The 26,674-nt window shown below is 68.4% G+C and carries 18 protein-coding genes and 1 pseudogene; 5 read left to right on the forward strand and 14 right to left on the reverse strand.

Annotated features, from left to right (window positions below; translation table 11 throughout):
• Nucleotides 1-77: 77 nt before the first annotated feature.
• From CupriaWKF_RS16935 to CupriaWKF_RS16945, 3 genes are all read right to left on the reverse strand, one after another.
• Complete coding sequence (locus tag CupriaWKF_RS16935) at nucleotides 78-797, reverse strand: ABC transporter ATP-binding protein (protein WP_276098942.1); 720 nt, start codon at nucleotides 795-797, stop codon at nucleotides 78-80.
• 13 nt (nucleotides 798-810) lie between these two features.
• A complete protein-coding gene (locus tag CupriaWKF_RS16940) occupies nucleotides 811-1,587 on the reverse strand; it encodes an ABC transporter ATP-binding protein (protein ID WP_276098943.1) in 777 nt (258 codons plus the stop codon).
• 333 nt (nucleotides 1,588-1,920) lie between these two features.
• The gene (locus CupriaWKF_RS16945) at nucleotides 1,921-3,540 is read right to left on the reverse strand and encodes a GMC family oxidoreductase N-terminal domain-containing protein (RefSeq protein WP_276098944.1); all 1,620 of its coding nucleotides are present in this window, start codon (nucleotides 3,538-3,540) and stop codon (nucleotides 1,921-1,923) included.
• Nucleotides 3,541-3,789: 249 nt separating this feature from the next.
• Here CupriaWKF_RS16945 and CupriaWKF_RS16950 point away from each other — a divergent pair, with 249 nt between their 5' ends.
• Nucleotides 3,790-4,677, forward strand: coding sequence for a LysR family transcriptional regulator (locus CupriaWKF_RS16950; protein WP_276098945.1), 888 nt, complete (start codon nucleotides 3,790-3,792; stop codon nucleotides 4,675-4,677).
• Here CupriaWKF_RS16950 and CupriaWKF_RS16955 read toward each other — a convergent pair.
• From CupriaWKF_RS16955 to CupriaWKF_RS16965, 3 genes are read right to left on the reverse strand one after another with little or no spacing between them, the layout of a single operon-like run.
• Nucleotides 4,674-5,618 carry an alpha/beta hydrolase gene (locus CupriaWKF_RS16955; protein WP_276098946.1) on the reverse strand — a complete coding sequence of 315 codons (945 nt, stop codon included), beginning with the start codon at nucleotides 5,616-5,618 and terminating at the stop codon, nucleotides 4,674-4,676. The two genes, CupriaWKF_RS16950 and CupriaWKF_RS16955, sit on opposite strands and share 4 nt — an antisense overlap.
• Before the next feature lie 54 nt (nucleotides 5,619-5,672).
• Complete coding sequence (gene cueR, locus CupriaWKF_RS16960) at nucleotides 5,673-6,116, reverse strand: Cu(I)-responsive transcriptional regulator (RefSeq protein ID WP_276098947.1); 444 nt, start codon at nucleotides 6,114-6,116, stop codon at nucleotides 5,673-5,675.
• Nucleotides 6,113-8,572, reverse strand: coding sequence for a heavy metal translocating P-type ATPase (locus CupriaWKF_RS16965; RefSeq protein ID WP_276098948.1), 2,460 nt, complete (start codon nucleotides 8,570-8,572; stop codon nucleotides 6,113-6,115). Before CupriaWKF_RS16965 ends, cueR begins: the two co-directional genes overlap by 4 nt.
• Nucleotides 8,573-8,772: 200 nt before the next feature.
• Here CupriaWKF_RS16965 and CupriaWKF_RS16970 point away from each other — a divergent pair, with 200 nt between their 5' ends.
• Nucleotides 8,773-8,973, forward strand: a complete 201-nt coding sequence (locus CupriaWKF_RS16970; protein ID WP_276098949.1) for a heavy-metal-associated domain-containing protein — start codon at nucleotides 8,773-8,775, stop codon at nucleotides 8,971-8,973.
• A gap of 91 nt (nucleotides 8,974-9,064) precedes the next feature.
• Here CupriaWKF_RS16970 and CupriaWKF_RS16975 read toward each other — a convergent pair whose 3' ends face one another.
• Both CupriaWKF_RS16975 and CupriaWKF_RS16980 read right to left on the reverse strand, forming a co-directional pair.
• Nucleotides 9,065-9,790 (reverse strand): OmpW family outer membrane protein, encoded by a 726-nt coding sequence (locus CupriaWKF_RS16975; RefSeq protein ID WP_276098950.1) that lies wholly within the window; start codon nucleotides 9,788-9,790, stop codon nucleotides 9,065-9,067.
• A 276-nt stretch (nucleotides 9,791-10,066) separates the two neighbouring features.
• Nucleotides 10,067-12,024: pseudogene (locus CupriaWKF_RS16980) on the reverse strand (alkyl sulfatase dimerization domain-containing protein).
• 284 nt (nucleotides 12,025-12,308) lie between these two features.
• Between CupriaWKF_RS16980 and CupriaWKF_RS16985 the strand changes: the two are divergent.
• Entirely contained in the window at nucleotides 12,309-12,842 is a 534-nt protein-coding gene (locus CupriaWKF_RS16985) for a helix-turn-helix domain-containing protein (protein WP_346348596.1), read from the forward strand.
• An 18-nt stretch (nucleotides 12,843-12,860) separates the two neighbouring features.
• Here the strand turns inward: CupriaWKF_RS16985 and CupriaWKF_RS16990 are convergent, their stop codons facing one another.
• The gene (locus CupriaWKF_RS16990; protein WP_276098951.1) at nucleotides 12,861-13,817 is read right to left on the reverse strand and encodes a delta(1)-pyrroline-2-carboxylate reductase family protein; all 957 of its coding nucleotides are present in this window, start codon (nucleotides 13,815-13,817) and stop codon (nucleotides 12,861-12,863) included.
• A 60-nt stretch (nucleotides 13,818-13,877) separates the two neighbouring features.
• Nucleotides 13,878-14,891: an aldo/keto reductase gene (locus CupriaWKF_RS16995; protein ID WP_276098952.1), complete on the reverse strand. Its 1,014-nt coding sequence runs from the start codon at nucleotides 14,889-14,891 to the stop codon at nucleotides 13,878-13,880.
• A 96-nt stretch (nucleotides 14,892-14,987) separates the two neighbouring features.
• Between CupriaWKF_RS16995 and CupriaWKF_RS17000 the strand changes: the two genes are divergently transcribed.
• Entirely contained in the window at nucleotides 14,988-15,926 is a 939-nt protein-coding gene (locus CupriaWKF_RS17000; RefSeq protein WP_276098953.1) for a LysR family transcriptional regulator, read from the forward strand.
• Here the strand turns inward: CupriaWKF_RS17000 and pbpC are convergent.
• The 4 genes from pbpC to CupriaWKF_RS17020 all read right to left on the reverse strand — a co-directional run bounded on the left by pbpC (nucleotide 15,912) and on the right by CupriaWKF_RS17020 (nucleotide 25,498).
• Complete coding sequence (gene pbpC, locus CupriaWKF_RS17005) at nucleotides 15,912-18,146, reverse strand: penicillin-binding protein 1C (protein ID WP_276098954.1); 2,235 nt, start codon at nucleotides 18,144-18,146, stop codon at nucleotides 15,912-15,914. The genes CupriaWKF_RS17000 and pbpC overlap by 15 nt on opposite strands.
• Nucleotides 18,143-18,853, reverse strand: a complete 711-nt coding sequence (locus CupriaWKF_RS17010) for a lysoplasmalogenase (RefSeq protein ID WP_276098955.1) — start codon at nucleotides 18,851-18,853, stop codon at nucleotides 18,143-18,145. The genes pbpC and CupriaWKF_RS17010 overlap by 4 nt, the downstream gene beginning before the upstream one ends.
• Nucleotides 18,850-24,927: an MG2 domain-containing protein gene (locus CupriaWKF_RS17015; RefSeq protein ID WP_276098956.1), complete on the reverse strand. Its 6,078-nt coding sequence runs from the start codon at nucleotides 24,925-24,927 to the stop codon at nucleotides 18,850-18,852. Before CupriaWKF_RS17015 ends, CupriaWKF_RS17010 begins: the two co-directional genes overlap by 4 nt.
• Before the next feature lie 97 nt (nucleotides 24,928-25,024).
• The gene (locus CupriaWKF_RS17020) at nucleotides 25,025-25,498 is read right to left on the reverse strand and encodes an Lrp/AsnC family transcriptional regulator (RefSeq protein ID WP_224080162.1); all 474 of its coding nucleotides are present in this window, start codon (nucleotides 25,496-25,498) and stop codon (nucleotides 25,025-25,027) included.
• A 156-nt stretch (nucleotides 25,499-25,654) separates the two neighbouring features.
• Between CupriaWKF_RS17020 and phhA the strand changes: the two genes are divergently transcribed.
• On the forward strand, nucleotides 25,655-26,605 hold the full coding sequence (phhA, locus tag CupriaWKF_RS17025; protein ID WP_276098957.1) for a phenylalanine 4-monooxygenase: 951 nt from the start codon (nucleotides 25,655-25,657) through the stop codon (nucleotides 26,603-26,605).
• Nucleotides 26,606-26,674: the final 69 nt, after the last annotated feature.

Here is a 26,674-nt window from a genome sequence, read left to right on the forward strand (position 1 = left end):
CTGTGTTGTAGCGCCAAGCGCGCCACCCGTTCCTGCCAAACAACCGATCTGGCGCTCCGTGCAAGCGGACGCGCGGATCAGACCCCAAGCAATTCATGCAGCACCGGCATCTTCGCCTCCAGCTCGCTCGCCGCGAAGCGCTCGACGATGCTGCCGTGCTCCATCACATAGAAGCGGTCGGCCAGCGGCGCGGCGAAGCGGAAGTTCTGCTCCACCATCACCACCGTATAGCCCTTCTTCTTGAGCATCAGGATCATGCGCGCGAGCGCCTGCACGATCACCGGCGCCAGACCCTCCGAGATCTCGTCAAGCAGCAGCAGGTTCGCGCCGGTGCGCAGGATGCGCCCGACCGCCAGCATCTGCTGCTCGCCGCCCGACAGGCGCGTGCCCTGGCTCTGGCGGCGCTCCTTCAGGTTCGGGAACATCTCGTAGATCTCGGCCTCGCTCATGCCCTTGTCGGCGCCCTTCAGCACCGGCGGCAGCAACAGGTTCTCCTCGCACGACAGGCTCGAGAAGATCGCCCGCTCTTCCGGGCAATAGCCGATGCCGTAGTGCGCGATCTTGTGCGTCGCCAGGCCGATGGTCTCGTGGCCGTTGACCTTGATCGAGCCCTTGCGCGCGCCAGTCAGGCCCATGATCGCGCGCAGCGTGGTGGTGCGGCCCGCGCCGTTGCGGCCCAGCAGCGTCACCACCTCGCCGCGGTTCACGGTCAGGTCCACGCCGTGCAGGATGTGCGATTCGCCGTACCAGGCGTGCAGGTCCTTGATCTCGAGCGCCGGTACGCTGGATGTCGTCATGTCGATGGCCTCCTCAGTGCGCGCCTTGCAGCTCGGCGTCGGCGGTGCCCATGTAGGCCTCCATCACGCGCGGGTCTTTCGACACTTCAGCGTACGGCCCTTCAGCGAGGATCGCGCCACGCTGCAGCACGGTGATCTTGTCGGCGATCGACGACACCACGTTCATGTTGTGCTCGACCATCAGGATGGTGCGGCCCGCCGAGACCTTCCTGATCAGCTGCGTGACGCGGTCCACGTCCTCGTGGCCCATGCCCTGCGTGGGTTCGTCGAGCAGCATCAGCTCGGGCTCCATCGCGAGCGTGGTGGCGATCTCCAGCGCGCGCTTGCGCCCGTACGGCAGGTTCACCGTGACGGTCTGCGCGAACTCGGTCAGGCCGACCTGCTCCAGCAGCTCCATCGCGCGATCATTGAGCACGTCGAGCGAACGCTCGCTGCGCCAGAACTGGAACGCGGTGCCCAACTGGCGCTGCAGGCCGATGCGCACGTTCTCCATCACCGTCAGGTGCGGGAATACGGCCGAGATCTGGAACGAGCGGATCACGCCGCGGCGCGCGATCTGCGCAGGCTTCTCGCGCGTGATGTCGACGCCGTTGAAGAGGATGGTGCCGGTGGTCGGCTCCAGGAACTTGGTGAGCAGGTTGAAGCAGGTGGTCTTGCCGGCGCCGTTGGGCCCGATCAGCGCATGGATCGAGCCGCGGCGCACGCGCAGGCTGACGTCGCTCACCGCCGTGAAACCCTTGAATTCCTTGGTCAGGTTTCGCGTTTCCAGGATGGTTTCCTGTTGATTCATAGTCTCCTGCCCGCCCTGTTGCTGAACTGCCGGCTTGTGCCCGGCACCACTGACAATCGGTTCGAACTCGGCGTTTCGCCGTTGGGTCGCTTTAGTGTTTTTTTTGCGCGGCGCGACTACCGCTGTTACCGGTGGCAGCTCTCACCATGTGCTGGGTGGCGCACCAACCGCAACGTCTATTGTGTGCGCCTGTTGCATCGCAAAACATCGGGGTTTGCACTATAAGACATGAACCGCGTGTCAGGTTTTTGACGCGCTGCGACAAGGACTTGCGGACGATCGGGCTCCCGAGCCACCCCCCTTTTGGGGCATGCCCCGGGACACGCTCCGTGCTCAGGCCGCGAGTTGCTGGCGACGGTCCTCGCGCAGCATGTCGCTGGCCCGTTCGGCAATCATGATCGTCGGCGAATTCGTGTTACCCGAGGTGATCAGGGGCATCACCGAAGCGTCCACTACCCGCAACCCGTCGATGCCAAGCACGCGCAACCGGTGGTCCACCACGGCAAGCGGATCCTCCGCGCGGCCCATGCGGCACGTGCCGACCGGATGGAAGATCGTCGTGCCGATATTGCCGGCAGCCTCGGCCAGCGCCTCATCGGTTTCGAAGGCGGGCCCCGGCAGCCATTCCTCCGGGCGGTATGGCGCAAGCGCGGGCGACGCCACGATGCGCCGCGTGAGCCGCAGCGAATCCGCCGCGACCTTGCGGTCTTCCTCCGTGGACAGGTAGTTCGGAGCGATCACGGGAGCCTGGCGGAAATCAGCGCTGTCGATATGCACGCTGCCGCGCGATGTCGGCCGCAGATTGCAGACGCTGGCCGTGAATGCATTGAACGCATGCAGCGGCTCGCCGAACTTGTCGAGCGACAGCGGCTGCACGTGGTACTCCAGGTTCGGGCGCGCCTGCGCGGCATCCGAACGCGCGAACGCGCCGAGCTGCGATGGCGCCATGCTCATCGGCCCGCTCTGGTTGAAGGCGTACTCCAGGCCGATGCCGAGCTTGCCCCACCAGCTCGCCGCGCGCGTGTTCAGCGTGCGCACGCCGTTTACCTTGACCACCGAGCGCAGCTGCAAGTGGTCCTGGAGGTTCTCGCCCACGCCCGGCAATGCGTGCCGCACCGGAATGCCCAGGGCCTGCAGCCGCTCGCCCTGCCCGATACCCGACAGCTCCAGCAGCTGCGGCGTGTTGACCGCGCCCGCGGCCAGGATGACTTCATGCCGCGCCGCCGCGCTGTGCGCCTGCCCGCCGCCGACATAGTTCACGCCGGTGCAGCGGCGCCCCTCGAAGGTCAGCGCGCTGACCTGCGCGCCGGTGACGATGGTCAGGTTGGGCCGGTCCGCCGCGCGCCGCAGGAACGCCTTGGAAGTGTTCCAGCGGATGCCGCGACGCTGGTTGACCTCGAAGTAGCCGACGCCAAAGTTGTCGCCGCGGTTGAAGTCGTCGGTGCGCGGGATGCCGGCCTGCTCGGCCGCCTCGATGAACCGCTCCAGGATGTCCCACTGCAGGCGTTGCGCCTCGACGCGCCATTCGCCGCCGGCGCCATGGAATTCACTGGCGCCGCGATGGTGGTCTTCGCTGCGCTTGAACAGCGGCAGCACATTGTCCCAGCGCCAGCCGTCGTCACCGGTCAGGCGCGCCCAGTCGTCGTAGTCCTCGCGCTGGCCGCGCATGTAGATCATCCCGTTGATCGACGACGAACCGCCCAGCACGCGGCCGCGCGGATAGCCAAGCGAACGCCCGTTGAGCCCCTTTTCCGCCACCGTGCGATACAGCCAGTCCGTGCGCGGATTGCCGATGCAGTACAGGTAGCCGACCGGGATATGGATCCAGTGGTAGTCGTCCTTGCCGCCCGCTTCCAGCAACAGCACATTCACGTCGGCGTCCTGCGTCAGGCGGTTGGCCAGCACGCAGCCGGCCGAGCCGGCGCCCACGATGATGTAGTCGAAGGTCTCCATACGAGTCGTCTTGTCTCCGCTTGTTGTGTTCTGGTGTCCGCCGGCAAAGTCCGCCGCACTGTCGCACTGTCGCACTGTCGCACAGTCGGCCGGCAACGTCCCATCTTTGCGTCGGGTGAAGATGGCTGGCGCGCCTGCCACCCCGTTCCGCAAGGTTGGCGCAGTTGCACGGGCCCGTCCAATGATTTATCGTCAATCGCAATATAAGCCGCCCAAAATATTGCACCGCACACTCGCGCGCCCCTGAACGTGGACCTCCATCACTTGCGCGCCTTCGTTGCGGTCGCCCGCGAAGGCAACCTCACCCGTGCCGCCCGGCGGCTTCACCTGACGCAGCCGGCCGTGAGCCTGCAGCTGAAGGCACTGCAATCGGCCTGGCGCCTGCGCGTATTCGAACGCACCGCCGCCGGCCTCACGCTGACCGCGGACGGCGCCGCGCTGCTGCCGCTGGCCGAGCGCATCCTCGACAGCGTCGGCGACCTGCAGCACACCGTCGACGCGATGCACAGCACCGTGCGCGGCAAGCTCGCCATTGGCACCATCCTCGATCCCGAGTTCACGCGGCTTGGCGTCATGCTGCGCACGCTGGTCGAACGCCATCCGCAGATCGGCACCGAGCTGCGCCATGGCATGTCGGGCTGGGTGCTGCAGCAGGTGCGCAGCGGCGCGCTCGACGTCGGCTTCTATCTCGGGCAGCCGCCCGATGCCGGCTTCAATGCGCTGGCGCTGACGCCGTTCTCGTATTACGTGGTCGCCCCCAAGGGCTGGAAGGAACGCACCGCGCTGCGCTCATGGGCGCAGCTCGCGACGCTGCCGTGGATCTGGACACCGCCCGAGTCCGCACACCACCGGCTGCTCTCGGCGCGCTTTGCCGAAGCCGGCGTGGATGCCGCCAGCGTGCACAAGGTCGCGCACGTGGACCAGGAGGCTTCGATGCTCGATCTCGTGCGCTCCGGCGTCGGCCTGTCGCTCGTGCGCGATTCCATTGCGCTGCGCGAGTCGCATGCGCACGGTCTCGTGGTCGTGGAAGGCATGTCGGTGCAGACCGAACTGACCCTGGTCGCGCTGGCCAGCCGGCGCGATGACCCCGTGGTAAGCGCCGTGTTCGGCGTGGCGGAATCCGTATTCCGCGCTTAACGCTGCAGCGGCGCCAGATGCCGCCGCAGCCATTCCGTCAGCGTGGCGAACACTTCGCTGCGCAAGGGCTCGGCCTCGTTGAAGACCTCGTGGTACCCCTGGTCGAACCACACCTGCTCGCGCAGGTCGGCCGGCGCATGCTCGAAGAAGGTACGGCTGCCGGCCGGATCGACGACGCGGTCGGCGCCGCCCACCAGCATCAGCATGGGGGCTTCGAGCCGCGCCGCATCGGCCTGCGCCTGGGCCATGCCGTGGATAAAGCTCTCCAGCACGCCTGCCGTGATCGTCGTCTGCACAAGCGGATCGGCGCGGTAGCGTGCGACGACCTGCGGATCGTGCGACAGCATGCGCGCATCGATCGGGTTCGGCACGCGCAGCCGTGGCGCGAGGGTCAGCAGCACCCGGTGCAGTGTCATCATGGCCGGCGACAGCCGCAATGCCAGCGCCGGTGACGACAGCACCAGCGCGCGCACCGGCCGCACGCGCGCGGTCGCGAAGCGCGCCGCCACCAGGCCGCCCATGCTGTGGCCGAGCAGGATCGGCAGTTCGTTCCACGCACGCACTGCCGCATCGTGGATTTCCGCGAGGTCGTCGAGATAGCTATCGGGATGATCGGCCACCATGCGCGCGCCACCGCTGGCGCCGTGGCCGCGCTGGTCATAGGCGCGCACGCGCAGGCCCAGTCCGCACAGCACCTCGGCCACATGCTGGTAGCGGCCGCTGTGCTCCGCCAGGCCGTGCACGATCAGCACACAGCCCAGCGGTGCGGACCCGCCGCGCGGGTCCGGCTCCCAGGTGCGCAGCAGCAGTTCCGTGCCGTCGCGCATGCGTTGCCGGCTTTGCAACGCTACCAGGCCCCGCGCTGCCTCCGGCGCCTCTGCGCGCGCTGACTGCCCGCCCTCGGCAGGATGAACGGGGTCTTCCGTCATGGGCTTGTCCATCCGCTGCTCTCCTCCGGCTGCCCCGCCCGCCGCCGGGGGGCACTGCGCTTCGGGTTATGGTCCGGGTTCCCCTGCACCGCCGTACGCGTCATGGCAATGCGCATGGCCATCCGGTTGTGCGAAGTCGGCAAGGATCGGGCAATCGGGCCGGTCGTCGCCGCTGCACGACTCGGCCAGCGCGCGCAGCGTATCGCGCATGGCGGCGAGTTCGGCAATGCGCTTTTCCAGGTCGGCCACATGCCGCAGGGTCATCGCCTTCACGTCGGCGCTGGCGCGCTGGCGGTCATGCCACAGCGACAGCAGCCCGCGAATCTCGTCGAGCGAGAACCCGAGATTACGGGCGCGCCGCACGAAGCGCAAGGTGTGCACGGCACGCTCGTCGTAGCGGCGATAGCCGCCTTCGGTGCGCGGCGGCGCGTCGACGAGGCCGATGGACTCGTAGTGCCGGATCATCTTGGCGGAAACGCCCGAGGACTCTGCTGCCTGTCCGATGTTCATGCCTTGGCTCCCTGTTCGCCGGCGCCGGCACCGGGATGCCAGCGGCGCAGCAGCAGCGCGTTGCTGACGACGCTCACGCTGGAAAATGCCATCGCCGCGCCGGCGACCACCGGATTGAGCAGCCCCGCCGCCGCCAGTGGAATGCCCACCACGTTGTAGAAGAACGCCCAGAACAGGTTCTGGCGGATCTTGCGCACGGTGCGGTGCGACACGGCCAGCGCATCGGCCACCAGCGCGGGATCGCCGCGCATCAGCGTGATGCCTGCGGCGTGCATGGCCACGTCGGTGCCGGTCGACATGGCAATGCCGACATCGGCCGCGGCCAGCGCCGGCGCGTCGTTGATGCCGTCGCCGACCATGGCCACGACCGCACCGTCCTGGCCCAGCGCACGCACGCGCGCGGCCTTGTCTTGCGGCAGTACTTCGGCCTGCACTTCGTCAAGGCCCAGCGCCTGCACCACGCGCGCGGCCGCGCCGCGGTTGTCGCCAGTCAGCATCACCGTGCGCACGCCGGCCGCGCGCAGCCGTGCGATCGCCGCAGGCGCGCCGGGCTTGATGGCATCGCCAAAGGCCACCAGGCCAGCGACGCGCGGCGGCTGTGTTTCGACCAGCCACGATACCGTGCGGCCTTCGTCGCGCAAGCGGTCGGCCACGGCCTGCAGCGTACCCGCATCAGCGCCCAGCGCTTCACGCAGCCGTTCGCTGCCGAGCTGCAAGGCTTGCCCTTCGACCACGCCGGCAATGCCGCGCCCCGGCAGCGCCTGCACGTCGGTGGCTGCCGGCGCTGCCATGCCGCGCGCCTGCGCTGCGTTCAGCACCGCGCGCGCCAGGGGGTGCTCGCTGCCGGCCTGCAGCGCAGCGAGCCGTGCCAGCAGCCACGCGCCGTCGGCATCGTCCGCGTCGGCAGCATGCAGGGCCACGACTTCCGGCCGCCCCACCGTCAGCGTGCCGGTCTTGTCGAAGGCCACCACGCTCACGCGGTGGGCAATCTCCAGCGCCTCGGCGTCCTTGATCAGGATGCCCGCGCGCGCGCCGGCACCGGTGCCGGCCATGATCGCGGTCGGCGTGGCCAGCCCCAGCGCGCACGGGCAGGCAATCACCAGCACCGCGACGGCATTGAGCAGCGCAGCTTCCCAGTCGCCCGCGAACAGGCCCCAGCCGAGCAGCGCGACGAGCGCAATGCCAAGCACCACGGGCACGAATACCGCGCTGACCTGGTCCACCAGGCGCTGGATCGGCGCCTTGGCCGCCTGCGCGTGCTCGACCATGCGGATGATGCGGGCCAGCACGGTCTCGGCGCCCACCGCCACGGTGCGCGCGACGAGCAGCCCTTCGAAGTTGATCGCGCCGCCGGTAACCTTGTCGCCGGGGCCCTTGGGCACGGGCAGGCTCTCGCCGGTCAGCATCGATTCGTCCGCATGGCTCGTGCCCTCGACGACCACGGCATCGACCGGGATCCGCTCGCCGGGTCGCACCACCACTTCGTCATCCACGCGCACCGAACCCAGCGGCACGGTCACTTCCTGCCCTGCACGGCGCACGCGTGCGGTGTCGGGCCGCAACGCGGCGAGCGCGCGGATAGCATCGGCGGTCTGGCGCTTGGCGCGCGTCTCCAGCCACTTGCCCAGCCGTACCAGCGTGATCACCACGGCCGCGCTTTCGAAATAAAGATGCGGCATGCCGCCCGGCGAACGCCACATCAGCCACAACGACAAGCCGTAGGCCGCGCTCGTGCCCAGGGCCACTAGCAGGTCCATGTTGCCGGCGCCGGCACGCACGGCCTTCCACCCGGCCTTGTAGAAGCGCCAGCCGAACACGAATTGCACCGGCGTGGCCAGCAGCCACTGCACCCAGGCCGGCAGCATCCAGTGCACGCCGAACCATTGGAGCACCATGGGGGCCACCAGCGGCAGCGACAGTGCCGCCGAGACGATCACGGGCCAGGGGCCGCTCCAGAAGTCCCGGGCGGCAGCATCGCGCGCCGCGGCAGGCAGGATTTCGGTCACCGGCGTCGCGCCGTAGCCCGCGCGCGCCACGGCGGCCGCAAGCGCGCCGGCATCGGCGGCGCCGCGCAGCAGTGTCACGCTGGCGCGCTCGGTCGCCAGGTTGACCTGGGCATCGAGCACGCCAGGCACTGCCCGCAGCGCACGTTCGACGCGGCCGACGCACGACGCGCAGGTCATATCGGAGATATCGAGTTCCACCGTTTCGCGCGGCACTTCATACCCGGCATCCGCGACGGCCTTGGCCGCGGCAGGCAGCACGGCGCCGCTGTCCGCGTAAAGCGTGGCCTGCTCGGTAGCCAGGTTCACGGCAACGTCCCGCACGCCCGGCACCCTGGCCAGCGCATTCTCGACACGCCGCACGCACGAAGCGCAGGTCATGCCATCGATCGGCAGCCGCCATTCCGGCGCCTGGCTGCCTGTCAGGGAAGGGGAAAGGCTGGCATTCGACATCGCTGGACTTATCCACAGTTTCGGTGACTGCATGATGGACCTTACCATGATAGGAAGGTCAAGGATGTTCTCAGTGCCGCAAACTGCCCTTGTGCTGACCGACACCTCGTTTTGCTTGCGCTTCCCACCATGGGAAGGTTCAAACTACGTCTGTCGCGGCAATCGCGCCGCCAGTCCATGTCAATCAGGAGATCCCAGCCATGATCCAGTTCCAGGTCGAAGGCATGTCGTGCAACCACTGCGTCGGCGCGATCACGCGTGCGGTGCAGGAGATCGACCCCGGCGCGCGCGTTTCCGCCGATGTGCCGGCGCAGTCGGTAAAGGTGGAAAGCGGCGCCGATGTGCAGGCGTTGCGGGCCGCCATCGAGGAGGCTGGTTATCCGGTTAAGTCCGCCGCGTAAGACCGGGCGCCACGTGCGCTGACGACCCAAGCGAAACGGGGCGCCGTGGGCGCCCCGTTTTCGCGTCTGTCGTAACCGCAACCCGAACCGGTCAGAATTTGTAGCCCACGTTGAGGAACGTCACCACCGGATCGATCTTGATCTTGGTGTGCGAAACGATCGTCGTCGCGCCCGCCTGCGTGGTGAGCGTGGCACGCGTCGACAGCGGCAGGTAGGACACCGACAGGCCGACAAACCAGTTGTCGGTGATGGCGTAGTTGGCACCGATATTGAACACCGGGTTCCACGAGCTTTCGGCATTGGCGCTCATCCTGGCGCCGGGAATGCCAAAGGTATGGTCGACGAAATTCTGGTTGGTGATGGATTCATCCGTGAACCACGTGTAGTTCACGCCCAGGCCCACGTACGGACGGAACTTTGTCTTCGCGTCAAAGAAGTGGTACTTCACCAGCAGCGCCGGACTCCACTGCCGGACCGACCCCAGCTTTCCATATTGCGCGAAGTCGCCAGTGCCCTTGACATCATGCTTGGGCGGAATGCCGACGACGAACTCGCCGGAGATGTTGTCAGTGAAGTAATGCGTGAAGGCAAGGCCCAGCGTGTCGGCGGTCTCGACTTCCGCGCCGGTGTTCGGGCGGGTCAGGCCTACCGGGTGGCCATTGATGCTGTCCACCGTGAGCGGATCTGCCGAGCTGTTCGGCATGACACGGAACCAGCCCAGGCTGACGATATTGCTACCTGCGGATTGTGCCTGCGCGGTACCTGCCAGCGCCATGACAGCGCCTGCCGCCAGCATCTTCTTATAAGTCAATTTCATAGTCCTCGTATTCCTCTTCGGGTTACTACCGAAGAGCATTATCCGGCCTACGGTGACAGGACTGTTTCATCAACGATACTGATTCATAGAAGGGCTCCCCTAAACAAAGGGTTTACCAGTAGGAAAACCGCATCGAGGCTGACCTCGGCCTCCGGCACCGCAGCATTCGCGCAACGTTTTTGCGGCGTAGCGCAAAAACCCTCGAATATTTAGGGGTTTGGGCGGGCGGCGGCAGGTTTTCCCGTATTGCCGCCCGGATGACGCAAACCTGTTGCGTCAGGGCGTCACGATGGCGAAGTTGGTATCGAACTTGTCCATCAGGCCTACCCACGTACGCAGTGCGCCGGCATCGCCGTCGACGCGGGCCCGTCCGGCCTGAACCTCGGCCGGCAGCGTGGTCTGGCCGGCCAGCACGCCGGCCAGGGTCTGGCGCGGCATGCTTATCGTTACCTGAGGGGCAACATGCTGGGCGTCGGCCTTGTAGCGGAACACGCCGTTCTCCACCGTCAGTGCATAGCGCTTGCCGGTATCGGGCTGAATCCAGTTGATGGCCAGCTTTTGACCGGCTGCGCGCTCGCCATTCAGGCGGATCGCCAGGTGATCCAGGAACATGGTGTCGGTCATGGCTCGCAGCACATCGGGACTCGACGTGCGCGCCCCCGAATCCTTCGGCATGCCATGGCGCAGTTCCTGCGCGCCACGAAGGCGCTGCGCCAAGTGGCCGACTCGGTCTGGTAGCCGAGCTGCTCGAGGGCATCGGCTTCCAGGTCGCGCGCCGCCTGGTTGGACTGATCGGCGAATACCACATGCTTCATGACCTCGGCCACCCAGCGGTACTCGCCGCGCGCGTACGACGCCCTGGCCTGCTCGATCACCTTGTCCGCGCCACCCATGAACGCGACATAGTGCCTGGCTGCCTCTTCCGGCGGCAGCGGGTAGAGGTTGGCGGGGTTGCCGTCATACCAGCCCAGGTAGCGCTGGTAGATGGCCTTGGCGTTGTGGTTGACGGTGCCGTAGTAGTCGCGCAGGTCCCACTGGCTGGCCAGTGACGGCGGCAGCTTCAGGCGCTCGCCAATCTCGGCCGGCGTGAAGCCCTGGTTGGCCAGGCGCAGCGACTGGTCATGGATGTACTTGTACGCATCACGCTGGTTGCCAAGGTAGCTCACGATGTTCTGCTGCCCCCACTTGGGCCAGTGATGCTGGGCGAATACCACCTCGGTTCGGCCGCCGAAGCGGTCGATGGTCTCGTCCAGCGCGCGCCACCACTGGTTGGCGTCGCGCACCTGCGCGCCGCGAATGGTGTACAGGTTGTGAAGGTTGTGGGTGGCGTCCTCGGTCGCGCACAGCGCCTTCCACTGCGGGAAATACATCAGCATCTCGGCCGGGGCCTCGGTGCCGGGTGCCATCTGGAACTCGATCCGCACGCCGTCGATGGTGCGCGTCTCGCCGGTCTTCGCGATCAGGTCGGTCGGCGCGATCAGTGTGATGGTGCCGTGCGACACCGCCTTGCCCAGTCCCGAATCGACATGGCCGGTGGCCGACCGCGGCAGGTTGGCGCCGTACATGTACTGGGCCCGCCGGCCCATGGCCGTACCCGCGAACACGTTCTCGCTGACCGCCTCCTCCATGAAGCCTTCCGGCGCCAGCACCTTGACGCGGCCGGCCTTGACGTCCTCGTCCGTGGTGACTCCCTTGACGCCGCCGAAGTGGTCGCCGTGGCTATGGGTATAGATGACCGCCACCACAGGCTTTTTCGGGCGGTGCTTGTAGTACAGGTCCAGCGCCGCATGCGCGGTTTCCATCGAGGTCAGCGGATCGATGATGATCAGCCCGCCATCGCCCTCGATGATGGTCATGTTCGAGATGTCGAGCCCGCGCACCTGGTAGATGCGGTCCGTGACCTGGAACAGGCCGTTGTTCAGGTTGAGCTGGGCCTGGCGCCACAGGCTCGGGTTGACGGTATCGGGCGCCTTCGCGTCGCGAAGGAAGGCGTAGGTCCCGAGCGACCAGACCAGGCGGCCCTGCGCATCGCGGATCTCGTTGCTGTCCAGCGTGCCGATAAAGCCGCGCTGGGCGTCCTCGAAATCCTGGCGGTTGGCAAAAGGCAGCTGCTGAAGGACGGCCGCATTGGCCTTTGCCGTGGCGGGCGTGGCTGGCCCCGGACCTTCGGCGGCATGGGCCGTGCCGGCGAGGCACAGCGCTGCGGCGGCCAGCGCCGCATATCGGTGAAGCATTCGGTTCTCCTTGAGACATTGGCTCCGTGCGAGCCCGGGGAAGCAACTGGGCGGCAGGCGAAGCTGCCGTCCGCGAGACGGGGGCGCATTGTCCTGAACGTTCAGTACAATTCAGGAGTTTCGAATGCCGTCACACTGTCAAATTCGAGTGACCACCATTTCCAGCGCGGACTCGTCCCAAAGGTGACCTGAACGCCCTATTGTTGCGCCCCATGCCTGTCATCCCACCGTCCGCTTCGTCGGCAACCTAGAAGAACCGCCGCGGCCTGGAGACGCGCCTGCGCGTGCTCGAGGTGACGCGCGACCTGATCCGCATCCACGGCTATGCAGACGTGACGCTGGATCAGATTTCCAGCGGCGCGGGCGTGGCAAAGAGCAGCCTGCTGTGGCACTTCGGCAGCAAGGAAATGCTGCTGGCTGAAGCCGCGACCACCTTGTTCCAGCAGATCGGGCAGGAAATTGCGCCGGACATACGCGTAGAAGAGACGCCGGTGCGCCGTCTCGACCGCGTATTCGAGCAGGTGGCGCAGGCCTTCACGGCCAGTCCCGAAGCCAAGGGCGTGGTGCTCGGCATGCTGTTTTCGGGCAGCGTGCGTGCGGAAATCCGCCGCGGCTGGGACAGCCACGTGCAGGCGTTGGTCGACGCGTTCTCTCAGCCGCAACGGCCGATGCCGGCCGCGATGGCGCGGCTGATGCTGGCCACCTTCCATGGCTGCTACTGCCACTGGTATGCAGGCGGCTGCAGCGAGCCCATTGCCAGCTACCTCGAGCCAGCGCGGGAACTGTTCCGGACGTGGCTCGCGTCGGCGGCGGCGTAGTGCCTGTAGTCGTGCCGCTCAGCCCTGCCGGCTCGCCAGCACGCAGGCCGCCAGGTCCCACAGCGCGTAGCCGACGCTCTTGAACACCAGCGGACTGCCGCTGCGCGCGCGGATCTCTTCGGCCTGCAGGATCGCGGTTTCGAACGGCTGCACCGTGGCCCAGTCGATCCCGGCCTGCAACAGGTCGCCGGCCTCGTCCTCGATGCCGAACAGCGTATCGGCAAGCAGCCGCCCGCTGGCCGAGGCCGCGTGGCACAGGGCCGGTGGCAGTTCGCACATATCGGGACGGAACGCGCCGACCGCGGCAATGAAATGGTCGTCGCGCCACAAGCCGCAATCGAGATCCGGCAGCACCGGGCTGCGGCTCGATGTCACCGTCACCACCATCGACACGCGCGGCAGCACGGCAGCGACGTCATCCACCACCTCAGCCTGCGCGCCGAGCGTGCCGGCATGCGCGGCCAGCGCTTCGGCCTTTTCGCGCGTGCGCGAGTGCAGCCAGACGCGGCGCACCGGCAGTCCGGCGATAAAGGCTTCCAGGTGCGTCAGCGCCTGCACGCCCGCGCCGATGATCAGCAGTTCGCCATCCGGCTGCGCGGCAAAGCGCTGTGCGGCCAGCAGCGACACCGCGGCCGTGCGCCGTCCCGTCACCGTGGGGCCGTCGAGCATCGCCACGCGCTCGCCGGTATGCGCATCGGCCACCACCACTTCGCCAAGGATGTTCGGCAGCCCGCGCCGTGGATTGTCCGGATGCACGGTGATGTTCTTGGTCATGACCAGGCGCCGGTTGCGCGCGGGCATGACCAGCAGCGTGCCCTCCCCGTCCTGCGCATCGCCCACCGGCAGCGCGATACGCGGCGGCGCCATGGCCGTCCCCTCGCGCAGTTCGGCCAGCATGTCGGCAATCGCTGCAGCTAGCTCGGGGTAAGGCAAGCGTGCCGCCGTGCTGGCGGCATCGAGGGGAATCAGGGACATGCGGCACTCCGGCGGGCACGGTTCGGGACCCACCATTATGCGGCAGGCCCCGCACCCGCATCAGCGCGCCAGCATCGGCATCACATGCTCGGCATAGCGCGTACCGGCCGCTGCGCCGGCCGGGAAAACGGCATCGATCTCGGCGAGCTCCCTTGCGTCGAGCCGCACCTCCAGCGCGCCCAGGTTGTCGTCGAGATTGGCGACGCGGCGCGTGCCGGGAATCGGCACCACCTGCGGCCCGCGCGCGAGCACCCAGGCCAGTGCCAGCTGCGCCGGCGTGCAGCCCTTGCCAGCCGCCAGTGCACGCACCTTGTCGACGAGCGCGAGGTTGCGCGCGAAGTTCTCGCCCATGAAGCGCGGATTGGTGCGGCGAAAATCATCCGCGTCGAAATCCTCGGGGCTGCGGATCGCGCCGGTCAGGAAGCCGCGCCCGAGCGGGCTGTACGGCACGAAGCCGATGCCCAGCCGTTCGCATGTAGCCAGGACGCCGTCCAACTCCACATCGCGCGTCCACAATGAATACTCGCTCTGCAGCGCCGTGACCGGGTGCACCTTGTGCGCGCGCTCGATGGTCTGCGCCCCGGCCTCGGACAGGCCGATCCAGCGCACCTTGCCGGCCTTCACCAGCTCAGCCATGGCGCCGATGGTTTCCTCGATGGGAACCTGCGGATCGACACGGTGCAGGTAATACAGGTCGATATGGTCCACGCCGAGCCGCTTCAGGCTCGCCTCGCAGCTCGCGCGCACGTACTCGGGCCGGCCATTGACGCCGCGTGCCGCCGGCTGCGACAAGTCCCGCACGATGCCGAACTTGGTCGCCAGCACGACCTGGCCGCGCCGCCCGGCAATGGCGCGGCCCACCAGTTCTTCATTGGTATGCGGGCCGTAGATGTCTGCGGTGTCGAGCAGCGTGATGCCGTGGTCCAGCGCATGCCGGATCGTGCGGATCGATTCGGCATCGTCATGCGCGCCGTAGAAATCGCTCATGCCCATGCAGCCGAGGCCGATGGCGGAGACCGTGGGCCCGTGGTTGCCCAGTTGGCGCGTAGGAATCGAAGTGGTATTTCCGGTCATGCTGGCTCCCGTCTGGTGGCGTCGCGCACGGCGACGAATGCAGGCAAGTATGGCCAGTCGACGGCGCCGGAACCAGCGTGCTACGCTGCATGCATCATGAAGCCTGACTTCACAATCGATGCCGATTCTCTGCCCGCGCTCGCGGCGTTCGTGCGCGTGGCACGCCTGGGCAGCTTCACGGCCGCGGCGCAGGCCCTGGCCGTGAGCCCCTCGGCCGTCTCGCAGACCGTGCGCCATCTGGAAAGCCGCCTCGGCGTGCGGCTGTTGCAGCGAACCACGCGCCGGGTCGGGCTGACCGAAGCCGGCGCGGCGCTGCTTGCACGCGTGGAGCCGGCGCTGGCCGAAATCGGCGCCGCGACCGACGACGTGCGTGCCAGACGCGACATGCCGGCCGGCACGCTGCGGCTGACCTCCTCGGTGACCGCCGCCGCCATCGCGCTGCGGCCGGTGCTGACGGACTTCATGCGCGCCTATCCGGCCATCTGCGTGGATCTCGTGACCGACGACCGCCTGGTCGACCTGATCGCCGAAGGCTTCGATGCCGGCCTGCGCCTTGGCGAGGCGCTGCAGCAGGACATGGTGGCCATTCCCGTGACCGGCCCCATGCGCTTCGTGGTGGCCGCGTCGCCCGAGTACCTGGCGCGCCATGGCACGCCGCAATCGCCGCGCGACCTGCACGCGCATGCCTGCCTGCAATACCGCTTCGGCGCGACGGGCCAGGTGTACCGCTGGGAATTCTTCGAGCGCCCGCAAGGCGGTCGCGTCGTCACCGTCGAGACGCGCGCGGCGATGATCGCCAACGACAAAACGATGCTGCACCAGGCGGCGCTGGCGGGACTCGGACTGGTCTACGAATTTCCGTCGCACATCGCGGCGGCGCTCGCCTCGGGCGAGCTGGTCACGGTCCTCGACGACTGGCAGCCAACGTTCGACGGCTTCTATCTCTACTACCCCGGCCGCATGCTGATGCCACCCAAGCTGCGTGTGTTCGTCGACTTCCTGAAAGCGCGCGGCCCCGCTTCAGCGCCGCGCTGACCCACTCGCCTTGCCAGGCGTAACGACGGCGCCGCGCACCTCGATGCCGATGCGGTGCACCACCTTGCCGGCCGCGTCCAGCAGCTCCACCTGATGGCGGCCGGGCCACGGCAGCCACGATACTTCGCCACCGCGCCCGAGCGGCTTGCCATCCATGCGCCAGCTCACCGTGCGCGCGGTCTGGCCGGACACGCCTTCGGCGTGGAACCACACGCGCTGCGCCGACGGCGGCATGTCGGGATCGAGCGCGAAAATGGTTCCGTCGGCCGGGTTTGCAATGGCCGGCACGCCAGCCCGCGCGGACGATGTCCCGACACTGACGCGCGTGAGCGCCGTGCCTGCCAGGAACACTTCCTCGCGCGCGGGCTCAAGGTCATCGGAGAAGGCCAGGGCCACCCGCTCGACACCCGCCGGCGCGCCAGGGGCCATGCTCGGCTGCGAACGGTCCAGCGCCTCCATCACGTCGTGCCAGACCGGCGCCGCGCCCGACACGCCGGACACGTCATGCATGCTGGCCCCGCTGGCGTTGCCGACCCACACGCCCACGGTGTAGCGCTGCGACCAGCCGATGCACCAGTTGTCGCGCATGTCCTTGCTGGTACCGGTCTTCACGGCGGTCCAGAAACGCGTGGTCAGTGGGCTGTCGAGACCGAAGGTGCGCGCGCGCGCATGGCGGTCGGAGAGGATGTCGCCGACCACATAGCTCGCCGCCGGCAACATCACCGCCGTCGGTGGCATGGGTGCCATGCCGGCGCGCATGCGCACCGGGCCATAGCGGCCGCCATTGGCGAGGGCGCGATACGCATTGGTCAGCGCCAGCAGCGACACATCCGCGCTGCCCAGCGCCAGGCTGTAGCCGTAGTAGTCGCCGGCCTCGGTCAGCGGCAGGCCCAGCGCCACCAGGCGCTTGTGGAAGCGGTGCGGGGTCACCATCACCAGCGTGCGCACGGCCGGCACGTTCAGCGATGCCGCCAGCGCCGCGCGCGTGCTGACCCAGCCCGCGTAGCGATGGTCGTAGTTCTGCGGCACGTACAGTCCGCCGCCAGCGGGCAGGTTGACCGGCCGGTCATCGAGCAGCGAAGCCGCCGTCAGCCTGCGCTCCTCCAATGCCTGCTCGTACAGGAATGGCTTCAGCGTCGAGCCGGCCTGGCGCAGCGCCTGCGCGTGGTCCACCTGTGCCGCGCCGGACAATTCGCCCGACGAGCCCACGTAGGCCAGCACGTCGCCGCTCGCGTTGTCGATCACCACCACCGCGCCGTCTTCCACGTGGCGGCCGGCCAGTTCGCGCAGATGCCGCTGCAGGCTCGCCGCGGCCACGCGCTGCAGCCCCGCATCCAGCGTGGAGCGCAGGTACGGCGGCACCGGTACCCCGGGACCCGCTTGCACTCGCGCCTGGCCCGCCAGCATCCGCCCCAGGTGCGGCGCCAGTTGCCTTGGCTGCGGCGATGCGGCCGTGCCGCCCTGCGCGACGCTGCCCGTGCGCAGCAGCGCCAGTTGCGCAAAGCCCTCCAGCCCCTCGCATTCGCGCGGCACGCGCATCTCGCGCAGGATCCCGCACGCGCGTCGCGCGACTTGCGCGGCGCCGGCATTGGGTGCGCGCACGAGCGCCACGGCCAGCGCCGCTTCGCGCGCATCCAGCCCTTGCGGAAACTTGCCGAACAGTGCCTGCGACATCGCCGAAAGGCCCACCAGTTCGCCCCGGAACGGCACCAGGTTCAGATACGCCTCGAGGATCTGGTCCTTGCTCCAGCTCCGCTCGAGCGACGCGGCGCCGGCGGCCTGCCCCAGCTTCTGCGTGACACTGCGGCCCTGCCCCGCGCTGCCCGGCCTGCGCAGGTCTTCATCGAGCAGCCCGGCCAGCTGCATGGTCAGCGTGGAAGCGCCGCGCGTGCGCGTGTTCCAGAGATTGGCCCAGGCCGCCGCGGCCACGCCCTGCCAGTCGACGCCGCTGTGTGCGTAAAAGCGCTTGTCTTCCGACAGCACGATGGCCGTGCGCAGCGCCGGCGAGGTTTCCGCGAGCGTGACCCAATCACCGCGGCGCACGCGGAAATCGTCGCGCACGCGCGCAACGGTTTCGCCGTTGCGGTCGGTGATGACCACGTCACTGCTGCGCCAGTCGGCCCGGACTTGCGTGAAGGACGGCAGTGCGTGCGCCGGCAACGCTATCGAGGCCAGCATCACTGCAGCCATGCAGACGGACGACGCCACGAACCGCTTCATGCCGCACGCTCCGGGCGCCTGGCCACGATGCCCGCGACGATCAGCACCTGCGCCGCCGCATACGTCCACCAGATGCCAAGCTGGAAGCTGTCGAACGGCACCAGGAAGCGTGCAATGCCGATCATCATGTCCGAGGCCGCAAAACACAGCGCGCCGAGCGCCGTCAGCGGCGTCGGCAGCTTCGCCACCAGCGCGCCGCACACCATCGCCGCCAGCACGATGACGTACACCGTGACCGGCCCCGCGAGCGAGCCCAGGTTGGGCCAGAAGCGGCCCAGCATCGTACCCGCCACGCCGATCATCGCGCCGCACGCGATCAGCCGGTGCGCGCGCCAGTCCCCCGCGAGCGGCACCAGCACGCGCAGATAGGCCAGGTGCGCCAGCAGGAACGCACCGAGCCCGCCCACGAACGAGACGCGCAGCGCGGGCACGGCAAGCAGGAAATCCCCGATCGCCGAGCACACCAGCGCAATCACCAGCCAGCGCCGCTCGCCCAGCGGGCGATGGAACCACGCGGCACGCGCCAGCATCAGCGCCATCGCGGTCTTCCACGCGGGCTGCATTGCAATCTGCCCGGTCAACGGCGCGCCGTCCGGCAACTCCATCGATACCTGCACCAGCAAGGCACCGTAGACCAGGCCCGCCAGGGTGCCGGCCAGCCACCACTCGCGCACGCGCGCCGGCATCATGAGCGCGAGCCAGCTCATGGGCGAGCCCCTACGGCCAGGCGCGCATTCGGCGCGGCACCGAACACGTCCGGTGCGTACATGGCTTCGACGCGCGTCGGCGGCAGCGCGAAATCACCGGCATTGTTCAGGCGTACCGTGTACTCGACCGAGATCGCGCCCTTGGGCAGGTACTCGTAGTACTCGCGGTAGGCCTGCGGCGTGCGTTCGGTGTAGGCGGCCCAGGCCATGCCCTTGCGCCGCTCGCCGCGCGTGGCGATCTCCGAATCACGTCCCAGGCCGCTGCCGAGGATGGTTGCGCCCGCCGGCACCGGATCGCTCACCACCACCCACGTCATGTCGGCCTGCGCATCGATCTCGAGTTTTACGCGATACGTGTCACCGCGCGACCACTTGCCCGACACCGCCTGCTCGACCGGCGTCACCGTGCGGCGCACCCGGTAGCCGGCGGCCAGCGGACCCGACAGCGGCACCGCGGCCATGGCGCGCACCGTGGCCCACGGATGGCCCGCGCCGGCATGCTCGAGCTGCAGCGTGCCGCCGCCCTCCCCGGCCGGCCACGGCAGGTCGACGCTGCCTTGCGCCACGCCGTCGCGGCGTTGTGCGCGGCTCCAGTCGAAGCTGCGCGCGCCTTCCCCGCCACCGCTCACCGACAGGCGCGTGCTGCCCGCCACCGCCGTTTTTTCGAACGCCTGCGCAAAGCGCGCGATCGCGAGCATGCCCCACGCATTGGCATTGGTCGTGCCCCACGCGCCGCGCACCTGGCGCCCGATCAGGCCGGTGGCAAGCTGCGGTGCTTCGTCCTTCCAGCCCGGCAGTTCCGCGGCGAGTGCGAGCAGGCGCGCGGCATTCACATCGCCGCCGGCCATCAGCCACCACCAGTCGTCGCTGCGCTCGGTCGAGAACGCCAGCCGCGTGCCCTGCACCATCAGGCGCGCGCGCAGCAACTGCTGCGCTTCGGCCAGGCGGGTTTCACGTTGCGGGATATCCTGCATGCGCGACAGCAGCATGGTCCAGTCGATCAGCGCGGAGGTGGGCCATTGCGCCGGCAGGATCTGGATCGACCCGAGCATGCGTGCCTGCGCGTGTCCCGTGCGCGACAGCGCTTCGAGCGCGGCCAGCTTGCGGACTTCCAGATCCATCGTGGCTGCCGAAGGGCTCCACGCATCCGGACGGATGCGGCCTTCGACGAACGCCGCCAGGCCGCGTTCCATCTGCGCGCGCAGCTCGTCCGGCACGCGCAGCGTCAGCCCCGCTTTCGCGGCTTCGTCGCTGACCGACAGCAGGTAAGCGGTCAGCGCGACGCTGCCACTCTGGCTGTCGCTGCGCAGCGGGAAGTACGAGGCCAGGCCGTTCGCATCCAGGTACGACGGCAGCTGGTTCATCAGCGCTTCCCATGCCGTGCCGTCGGCCAGCCCGATGGCCTTCGACGCGCGCTGCTCCAGGCAGCTGAACGGGTAGTTGAGGAACCACTCGCGCACGCCTGGCATGCCACCCGCGAGCGACGACTGCAGGTTCACCTGCAAGCCGCCGCGCAGCTTGCCGGCCGGATCCTTGAGCGCACCTGGCGGCGCCTTCACGGGCACCGACAGCCCCGGCGCCAGTTGCGCCAGCGTGGCCTGCTGCGCCGTCACGGGCTCCGCCGGCACGATCTGCTGCGATACCTTGATGCGGTCCGCCGCGCCACCGGCGCCTTGCTCGGCGGCCTGCACCTCCCACTGGATCGTGCCGCTGCGCGAGTACGCGAGCAGCGCCGGCGCGGTGACATCCCAGCCGATCTCGCGCGCCTCGCCCGCGGGAATCTGCACGGTCTGCGCGGGTAGTGCGGGTGGTGCGGGTGGTGCGCTGGCATCGCCGACCAGCGTGGCGCGTGCACTGGCCTGCACGGTCATGGCCCGCTTTGTCGTATTGCGCAACGTGAACATCGCCCGGTAGCGGTCGTCCTCGCGCACCAGCAGCGGCAGGCCGGAAATCAGCTGCAGGTCCTGCGTGGCCGCAATGGTCGCGCTGCCGGTGCCGAAGCGCCCCACGCCGAGGTCAGCGACGGCGACGATGCGGAAGCTGGTCAGCGAATCGTTGAGGGGCACTTCCACGGTGGCCTTGCCCTCTGCGTCAAGCTGCACGCGCGGGTTCCACAGCAGCAGCGTGTCGAACAGCTCGCGCGTCGGGCTCTTGCCGCCGCCACCGCCGGCCGGTACCGCCTTGCGCCCATAGTGGCGGCGCCCGATGATTTCCATCTGCGCGGTAGACGTCTCCACGCCGTAGCTGCGTCGCTGCAGCATGGCGTCGAGCAGGTCCCAGCTGTTGTTCGGCATCAGTTCCAGCAGCGCCTGGTCCACCGCGGCCAGCGCGATCTCGCCATTGGCCGCGGGCTTGCCGTCCGGCAGCTTCACCTGCAGCGCAATGCGCGCCTTGCCGCGCACGGTATAGGACGCCTTGTCGGGCGTCACGGTGACGTCGAGCCGGTGCGCCTCGTTGCCGACGCGGATCTCCGCCAGGCCAAGACGGAAGGCCGGCCGGGACAGGTCCACCAATGCCGTGGGCGCCGCGTATCCCTTGCCCTCGCTGCGGAACGCCCGCCACCATTCGCCCGGCTGGCGCCAGCCCCAGGTGAAGAACGAATACCAGGGCACCTCGTGCAGGCGTCCGCGGATCGTCATCACCGACACGTAGACATTGGGTCCCCACTCGGGCTTGACCTTCACACGTACGGTGGGATCACTGCCATTGAGCTCGACCACCTGTGTCTCGAGCACGCCTTCACGCTCCACCGCGATCAGCGCCGTGGCCTGGCGGAATGGCATGCGCACCTGGAAGACAGCGGTCTCGCCGGGTGCGTATTGCTTCTTCTCTGGCAGCACGTCGATGCGGTCATGGTTCTCGCCGCCGAACCACAGCTCGCCCTGGCGCGTGACCCATACCGTGGATGCGGCCTGCGCATTGCGACCGTCCTTGTCGCGCGCAATCGCAATCAGTTCGACCTGGCCGGCCTGGTCCAGCGTGACATCGCAGCGCGCACGGCCCTGCGCGTCGGTACGCGTCTCGCACACCGTGCCGAGATCGCGGCTGCCGCTGCGATTGTCATAGCGATAGAAACCGCCGACCACGCGCTTGCGCGTCGACGTAGTCATGCGCAGGCGCGCGTTGAATTTCACCGGCGCATCGGCTACCGGCTTACCCTGCGTGTCGAGCACCAGGCCGCGCACGGCCAGCTTCTGCTTCACCGATACCCAGCCATCCGTGCGGATGCCTGCCACGACGGCGGCAGGCCATACCGGCACGGTCTGGCGCAGCGTCTGGACCTCGCCGTTCGGGTCGGCGAAGCCGGCTTCCAGCACCAGGTCGCGCGGCGCATCGGTCTTTGGCAGCTTGCGCAGCGTGACGGTGCCGTTGCCGTTCTTGTCGAGCGTCAGCGGCAGCTTGTCGGCGACCAGCTTCTGGCCGCCGTCGCCGGCCTGACCCTCGTCGGCCTGGTCCATCTCCTCATCGCCGGAGGCGTTCTCGCGCGCGACACGCGGCGGCGTGAACGAGTACTCGTCGTAGCCCGGGAAGCTGACCAATTTGTCGCGCAGCAGCGCCGATACGCGCACCGGCAGGCCGATGGCGGCGCCACCGGACACGTAGTGCACTTCGACACCGACCGGCAGCTCGGCCGGCGCCACCACGGCGCCGCCCTTGGCCCCCTGCCCGCCGTGGGCCTGCAGTGTGCCGGTCAGTACAGGCAGCCGGAAGGCTTCCACGCGGAAGCTGCCGCTGGCATAGGAATGCGCATTGTTGTCGTCGACGTCATCGCCGCGGTTGGCTTCGGCCTGCAGCTCGACGTTGTAGACCCCGAGCTTGGCCGCCGGTGGCACCTGGAAGCTGCTCTCCGCGCTGCGCCCGCCGGTGGCGGTGTTGCGCCACTGCAGCGGCAACTCATAGGTCTGGCCGCTGCCTTCATGGCGGATCACCACCGTGTCCGGCAGCTTGCGGCTCGCCGGCGGCAAGGCGAAGCCCTGCGCGGTCTCGGCGCGGATGAAATGCTTCATCGACACGGTTTCGCCGGCGCGTAGCAGCGTACGGTCGAACACGGTATGCGCGCGCACGGTCTGCGCGGCGCTGGCATCGGTCGGCACATGGAAGCGCCACGTCTCGATGCCGCGGTTCCAGTCGGACATCACGAAGGCCATGTCGGCCTTGCCGCGCGCCTCCGGATGCGTGGCCGCGATACGCGCGGAGACGAAATAGCCAGACAGGCCGTTGCCGTCGCAGCTGCGGCCGCGCACATCGTCGAGCTTCGCGAAACGCGAGATGCCGCTGGCATCGGTACGGCCTTCGCCAAGCAACCTGCCGGAGCAATCGCGCACGGCGACGGCGGCGTCGCGCACGGGCTTGCCATCGTCAAGCGCGGTGACCCACGCCAGGCCGCTCATCGAACCGTCGCCTTCGCCGCGCGCGAGCTTGAAATGCACGCCCAGGTTGGTGACCAGCGCGGCGGTACGCACATACATGGGCGCACGCTTGCCCAGCAGCGCTTCGCCAAGCATCGGCGAGGCGATCTCGACCACGTGGAAGCCCGGTTCCGGCAGCGGAATGCCGACTACCTCGAACGGCCGCGGCGCATCGCCCGAAGGCTTTGGCACCGAGAGCTTCTGCACGCCCGCCGCACGTTCCAGCAGCGACACCGAGCGCGATTCGATCGACGGCGCATTGCGCGGATTGTTCACGCCATAGGGCGAGCGGCCCGCCAGTACCGCGTCGAGTTCCAGGCGCGTCCAGCTGGTCTCGTGCATGCGGCGCACCAGGCCGAGCCAGCGCAGCACGGCGCCATCGTCATCGACCTTGAGCTTCATCACCGTACCTGCCTGCGCCTGCACGCCGCGCACCTGCAGATCGGCTTCCACGTTGCGCAGCGTGACCGGCAGCAGCGGCGGATAGTCGGCCGGCAGCTTGCCCCTGGGCAGTTCGCCGAAGCGTTCGACCACGCCAAACGGCGCCGCGGCGAACTTGGCCAGCGGCGGCATGGCCGCGGTCGACACCTTGAGCGGGAACAGGTCGGCGTTGGACAGCGTGCGGCCGCTGTCGTCCTTCAGGTCGCGCGGAATCTCGATCGTGAAATCGGCCTTCTCCGGGAAGGGCGCGGCGAAGGTCAGCGACGTCACGCTTGCATCGGGCGCGAGATCGGCCTCGAACTGCGGCTTGCGCGGGCCGGACGACGTCTTCAGCACCACCTGCTCGGCCAGCTTGCGCGCGAGCGGTGCCGAGAACGAGACCGTCATGGGCCGCAGCGGCGTGCACGGCGACTGCGCGTGCTCGCGCTCGCAGCTGAAGCTCGCCCTGAACGGCTCGCGCACGGTGTAGTCGAAGCGGCGCTCGTCGCGCGCGGCAACGCCGGACGGCGTGGCGATGCCGGCGCCGAGCACGAGCTGCATGCGCGCCCCGGCCGGCAGCCGCTGCTGGCAGGCCAGCAGGTGGATCGCATCGGGCGCGTCCTTGGCGAGGCGCTTCCAGTAGATGGCCTCGAGCACGGCGTCGCGCTCCTTGCCGGTCAGCAGGCGTACGGGAATGCGCTCGCCCAGGCCCTCTGCCTGGCACCACGCGTGATCGCGCACCGAGGCCGACGTGGCGGCGCCATTGAAGCGCAGCGCAAAGACCTGGTCTTCCTCGATCTCGCCGCCCGACGGACGGCTGGACACGACCGCGGGGCCGCCGGTCTCGAACCGGTACTCGGCCTTGCCCGCGTAAGGCTTGCCCGCCACGCTGCGCAGGCTGGCGGACATCCGCACCGAACACCGCACGCCCGGCGGCAGGTCGCGCTCGAAGTCGAAGACCCAGTTGCTGGCGTCGACCCAGCGTCCCTGCCCCGCCGTGGCGGCGCCGGTACACGAGAGCGCCGCCGGCGCGGCCGCCTGCACGTCGCCCATTGGCACCATGGCCTCGTCGAAGCGGATCGCCACCTGGCGCACTTGCGGAACCGTTCCCTCCGGCGAGAAGCGCGTCACCTGCGCCGCGAGCGCGGCCGACACCGACAGCCAGGCCAGCGCGCCCGCCATGACGGCGCGGCAAGCCGCGCGCCTGCCAAGTCCCCGACCCGGTCGGGCAACGATTCCCATCATCCTGCGATCCTCCCGTCAAAGCACCCGGCGAGGGTGACATGTGACGTTTGGGAGTGCAAGGCCGGCACTCAAACCTGCAACGCGGCCGACAAAAAATTCAGCGCAGGTGCGACAGCGGCAAGGCGCCTTCGCACTTGAGCGCGGTCAGGACAATGTTGGAACGAATACTCTCCACGCCGGGCACCCGCATCAGCCGCTTCATCGTGAACTCGGCCAGGGTGGGCAGGTCGGGCACGACTACGCGGATCAGGTAATCGGCCTCGCCCGCCACGGAATAGCATTCCTGCACTTCCTCGAGCAGCAGGATTTCCTCGCCGAAGCGTTCGATGATGGTGTCGCCGTGGTGCGCCAGCTTGACGCTGATAAAGACCTGCACACCGAGCCCGAGCGCCTGGGTCGACAGGCTCACGCGATAGCCCGTGATGACGCCGTCGGCTTCCAGCCTCGCAAGCCGCCGCCCGACCTGGCTGGGCGACAGGTGTACGCGCTCGGCCAGCTGCTGGTGGGTGGAGCGCCCGTCGGCCTGCAGGGCCGCGATCAGTGCCAGGTCGAACTGGTCAAGCGAAACCATACGTTGTTTCCGCATTAATTAGCCATATAGCGCGGATTATATGCGCCAGTCTCCCCAGCAAGACCGATTTTGCGGCCAGTTTGCGGCAATGCACGCCTAAACTACGCAGATAAACCGCATCACGGCGCTCCGCGCCAAACCCAGGAGACAAATTCGATGCTCGCTTCCGCCAGCGCCCCAGTCCAGGAGGCTTCCGGCCAGTTCGACGGTGCCTTCCAGGGCACCATGACCGAAAAGCTCAGGGAGCAATTCGACGCCGGCCTGCTGTCCGGCCAGGAACTGCGCCCGGACTTCACCATCGCGCAGCCGGTGCACCGCTATACCAGCACCGACCACGCCATCTGGCGCAAGCTCTACGAGCGCCAGGCGTCGATGCTGCGCGGTCGCGTCAGCAATGAATTCCTGCAGGGCCTGGCCACGCTGGGCATGGAAAAGGACCGCGTGCCGGAATTCGACCAGCTCAACGAGACGCTGATGCGCGCCACGGGCTGGCAGGTGGTCGCCGTGCCGGGCCTGGTGCCCGACGAGGTGTTCTTCGAGCACCTGGCCAACCGCCGCTTCCCGGCCAGCTGGTGGATGCGCAAGCCCGAGCAGCTCGACTACCTGCAGGAGCCGGACTGCTTCCACGACGTGTTCGGCCATGTGCCGCTGCTGATCAACCCGGTCTTCGCCGACTACATGCAGGCCTACGGCAAGGGCGGTCTCAAGGCGGCTGGCCTGGGCGCGCTCGACATGCTGGCGCGCCTGTACTGGTACACGGTGGAATTCGGCCTGATCCGCACGCCCGAAGGCCTGCGCATCTACGGCGCCGGCATCCTGTCCAGCCAGGGCGAGTCGATCTACAGCCTGGATTCGGCCAGCCCCAACCGCATCGGCTTCGATGTGCGCCGCATCATGCGCACGCGCTACCGCATCGACACCTTCCAGAAGACCTACTTCGTGATCGACGACTTCGAGCAGCTGTTCGACGCGACCCGGCCGGACTTTGCGCCGCTGTACCAGGAACTGCGCAACCTGCCGACGCTGGGCGCGGGCGACGTGGCCGAAGGCGACCAGGTGCTCAACGTGGGCACCCGCGAAGGTTGGGGCGACAGCGACGATATCTGACCCGGAGCGGCCGACCGCACGGTTTTCCGCTTTGTGAAACAATGCCGGCAAGCCCGCCAGGGCGGGCCG

The organism is Cupriavidus sp. WKF15 (assembly GCF_029278605.1).
GTDB lineage: Bacteria > Pseudomonadota > Gammaproteobacteria > Burkholderiales > Burkholderiaceae > Cupriavidus.

What these genes read in the sequence shown, in the direction of transcription:
- CupriaWKF_RS17020 (WP_224080162.1), bottom strand. Translation starts at nt 25,498, where the DNA reads ATGGTTTCGCTTGACCAGTTCGACCTGGCACTGATCGCGGCCCTGCAG.
- CupriaWKF_RS17015 (WP_276098956.1), bottom strand. Translation starts at nt 24,927, where the DNA reads ATGATGGGAATCGTTGCCCGACCGGGTCGGGGACTTGGCAGGCGCGCG.
- CupriaWKF_RS17000 (WP_276098953.1), top strand. Translation starts at nt 14,988, where the DNA reads ATGAAGCCTGACTTCACAATCGATGCCGATTCTCTGCCCGCGCTCGCG.
- phhA (WP_276098957.1), top strand. Translation starts at nt 25,655, where the DNA reads ATGCTCGCTTCCGCCAGCGCCCCAGTCCAGGAGGCTTCCGGCCAGTTC.
- CupriaWKF_RS16935 (WP_276098942.1), bottom strand. Translation starts at nt 797, where the DNA reads ATGACGACATCCAGCGTACCGGCGCTCGAGATCAAGGACCTGCACGCC.
- CupriaWKF_RS16955 (WP_276098946.1), bottom strand. Translation starts at nt 5,618, where the DNA reads ATGGACAAGCCCATGACGGAAGACCCCGTTCATCCTGCCGAGGGCGGG.
- cueR (WP_276098947.1), bottom strand. Translation starts at nt 6,116, where the DNA reads ATGAACATCGGACAGGCAGCAGAGTCCTCGGGCGTTTCCGCCAAGATG.
- CupriaWKF_RS16995 (WP_276098952.1), bottom strand. Translation starts at nt 14,891, where the DNA reads ATGACCGGAAATACCACTTCGATTCCTACGCGCCAACTGGGCAACCAC.
- CupriaWKF_RS16970 (WP_276098949.1), top strand. Translation starts at nt 8,773, where the DNA reads ATGATCCAGTTCCAGGTCGAAGGCATGTCGTGCAACCACTGCGTCGGC.
- CupriaWKF_RS16945 (WP_276098944.1), bottom strand. Translation starts at nt 3,540, where the DNA reads ATGGAGACCTTCGACTACATCATCGTGGGCGCCGGCTCGGCCGGCTGC.
- CupriaWKF_RS16990 (WP_276098951.1), bottom strand. Translation starts at nt 13,817, where the DNA reads ATGTCCCTGATTCCCCTCGATGCCGCCAGCACGGCGGCACGCTTGCCT.
- CupriaWKF_RS16975 (WP_276098950.1), bottom strand. Translation starts at nt 9,790, where the DNA reads ATGAAATTGACTTATAAGAAGATGCTGGCGGCAGGCGCTGTCATGGCG.
- CupriaWKF_RS16965 (WP_276098948.1), bottom strand. Translation starts at nt 8,572, where the DNA reads ATGTCGAATGCCAGCCTTTCCCCTTCCCTGACAGGCAGCCAGGCGCCG.
- CupriaWKF_RS17010 (WP_276098955.1), bottom strand. Translation starts at nt 18,853, where the DNA reads ATGAGCTGGCTCGCGCTCATGATGCCGGCGCGCGTGCGCGAGTGGTGG.
- CupriaWKF_RS16940 (WP_276098943.1), bottom strand. Translation starts at nt 1,587, where the DNA reads ATGAATCAACAGGAAACCATCCTGGAAACGCGAAACCTGACCAAGGAA.
- pbpC (WP_276098954.1), bottom strand. Translation starts at nt 18,146, where the DNA reads ATGAAGCGGTTCGTGGCGTCGTCCGTCTGCATGGCTGCAGTGATGCTG.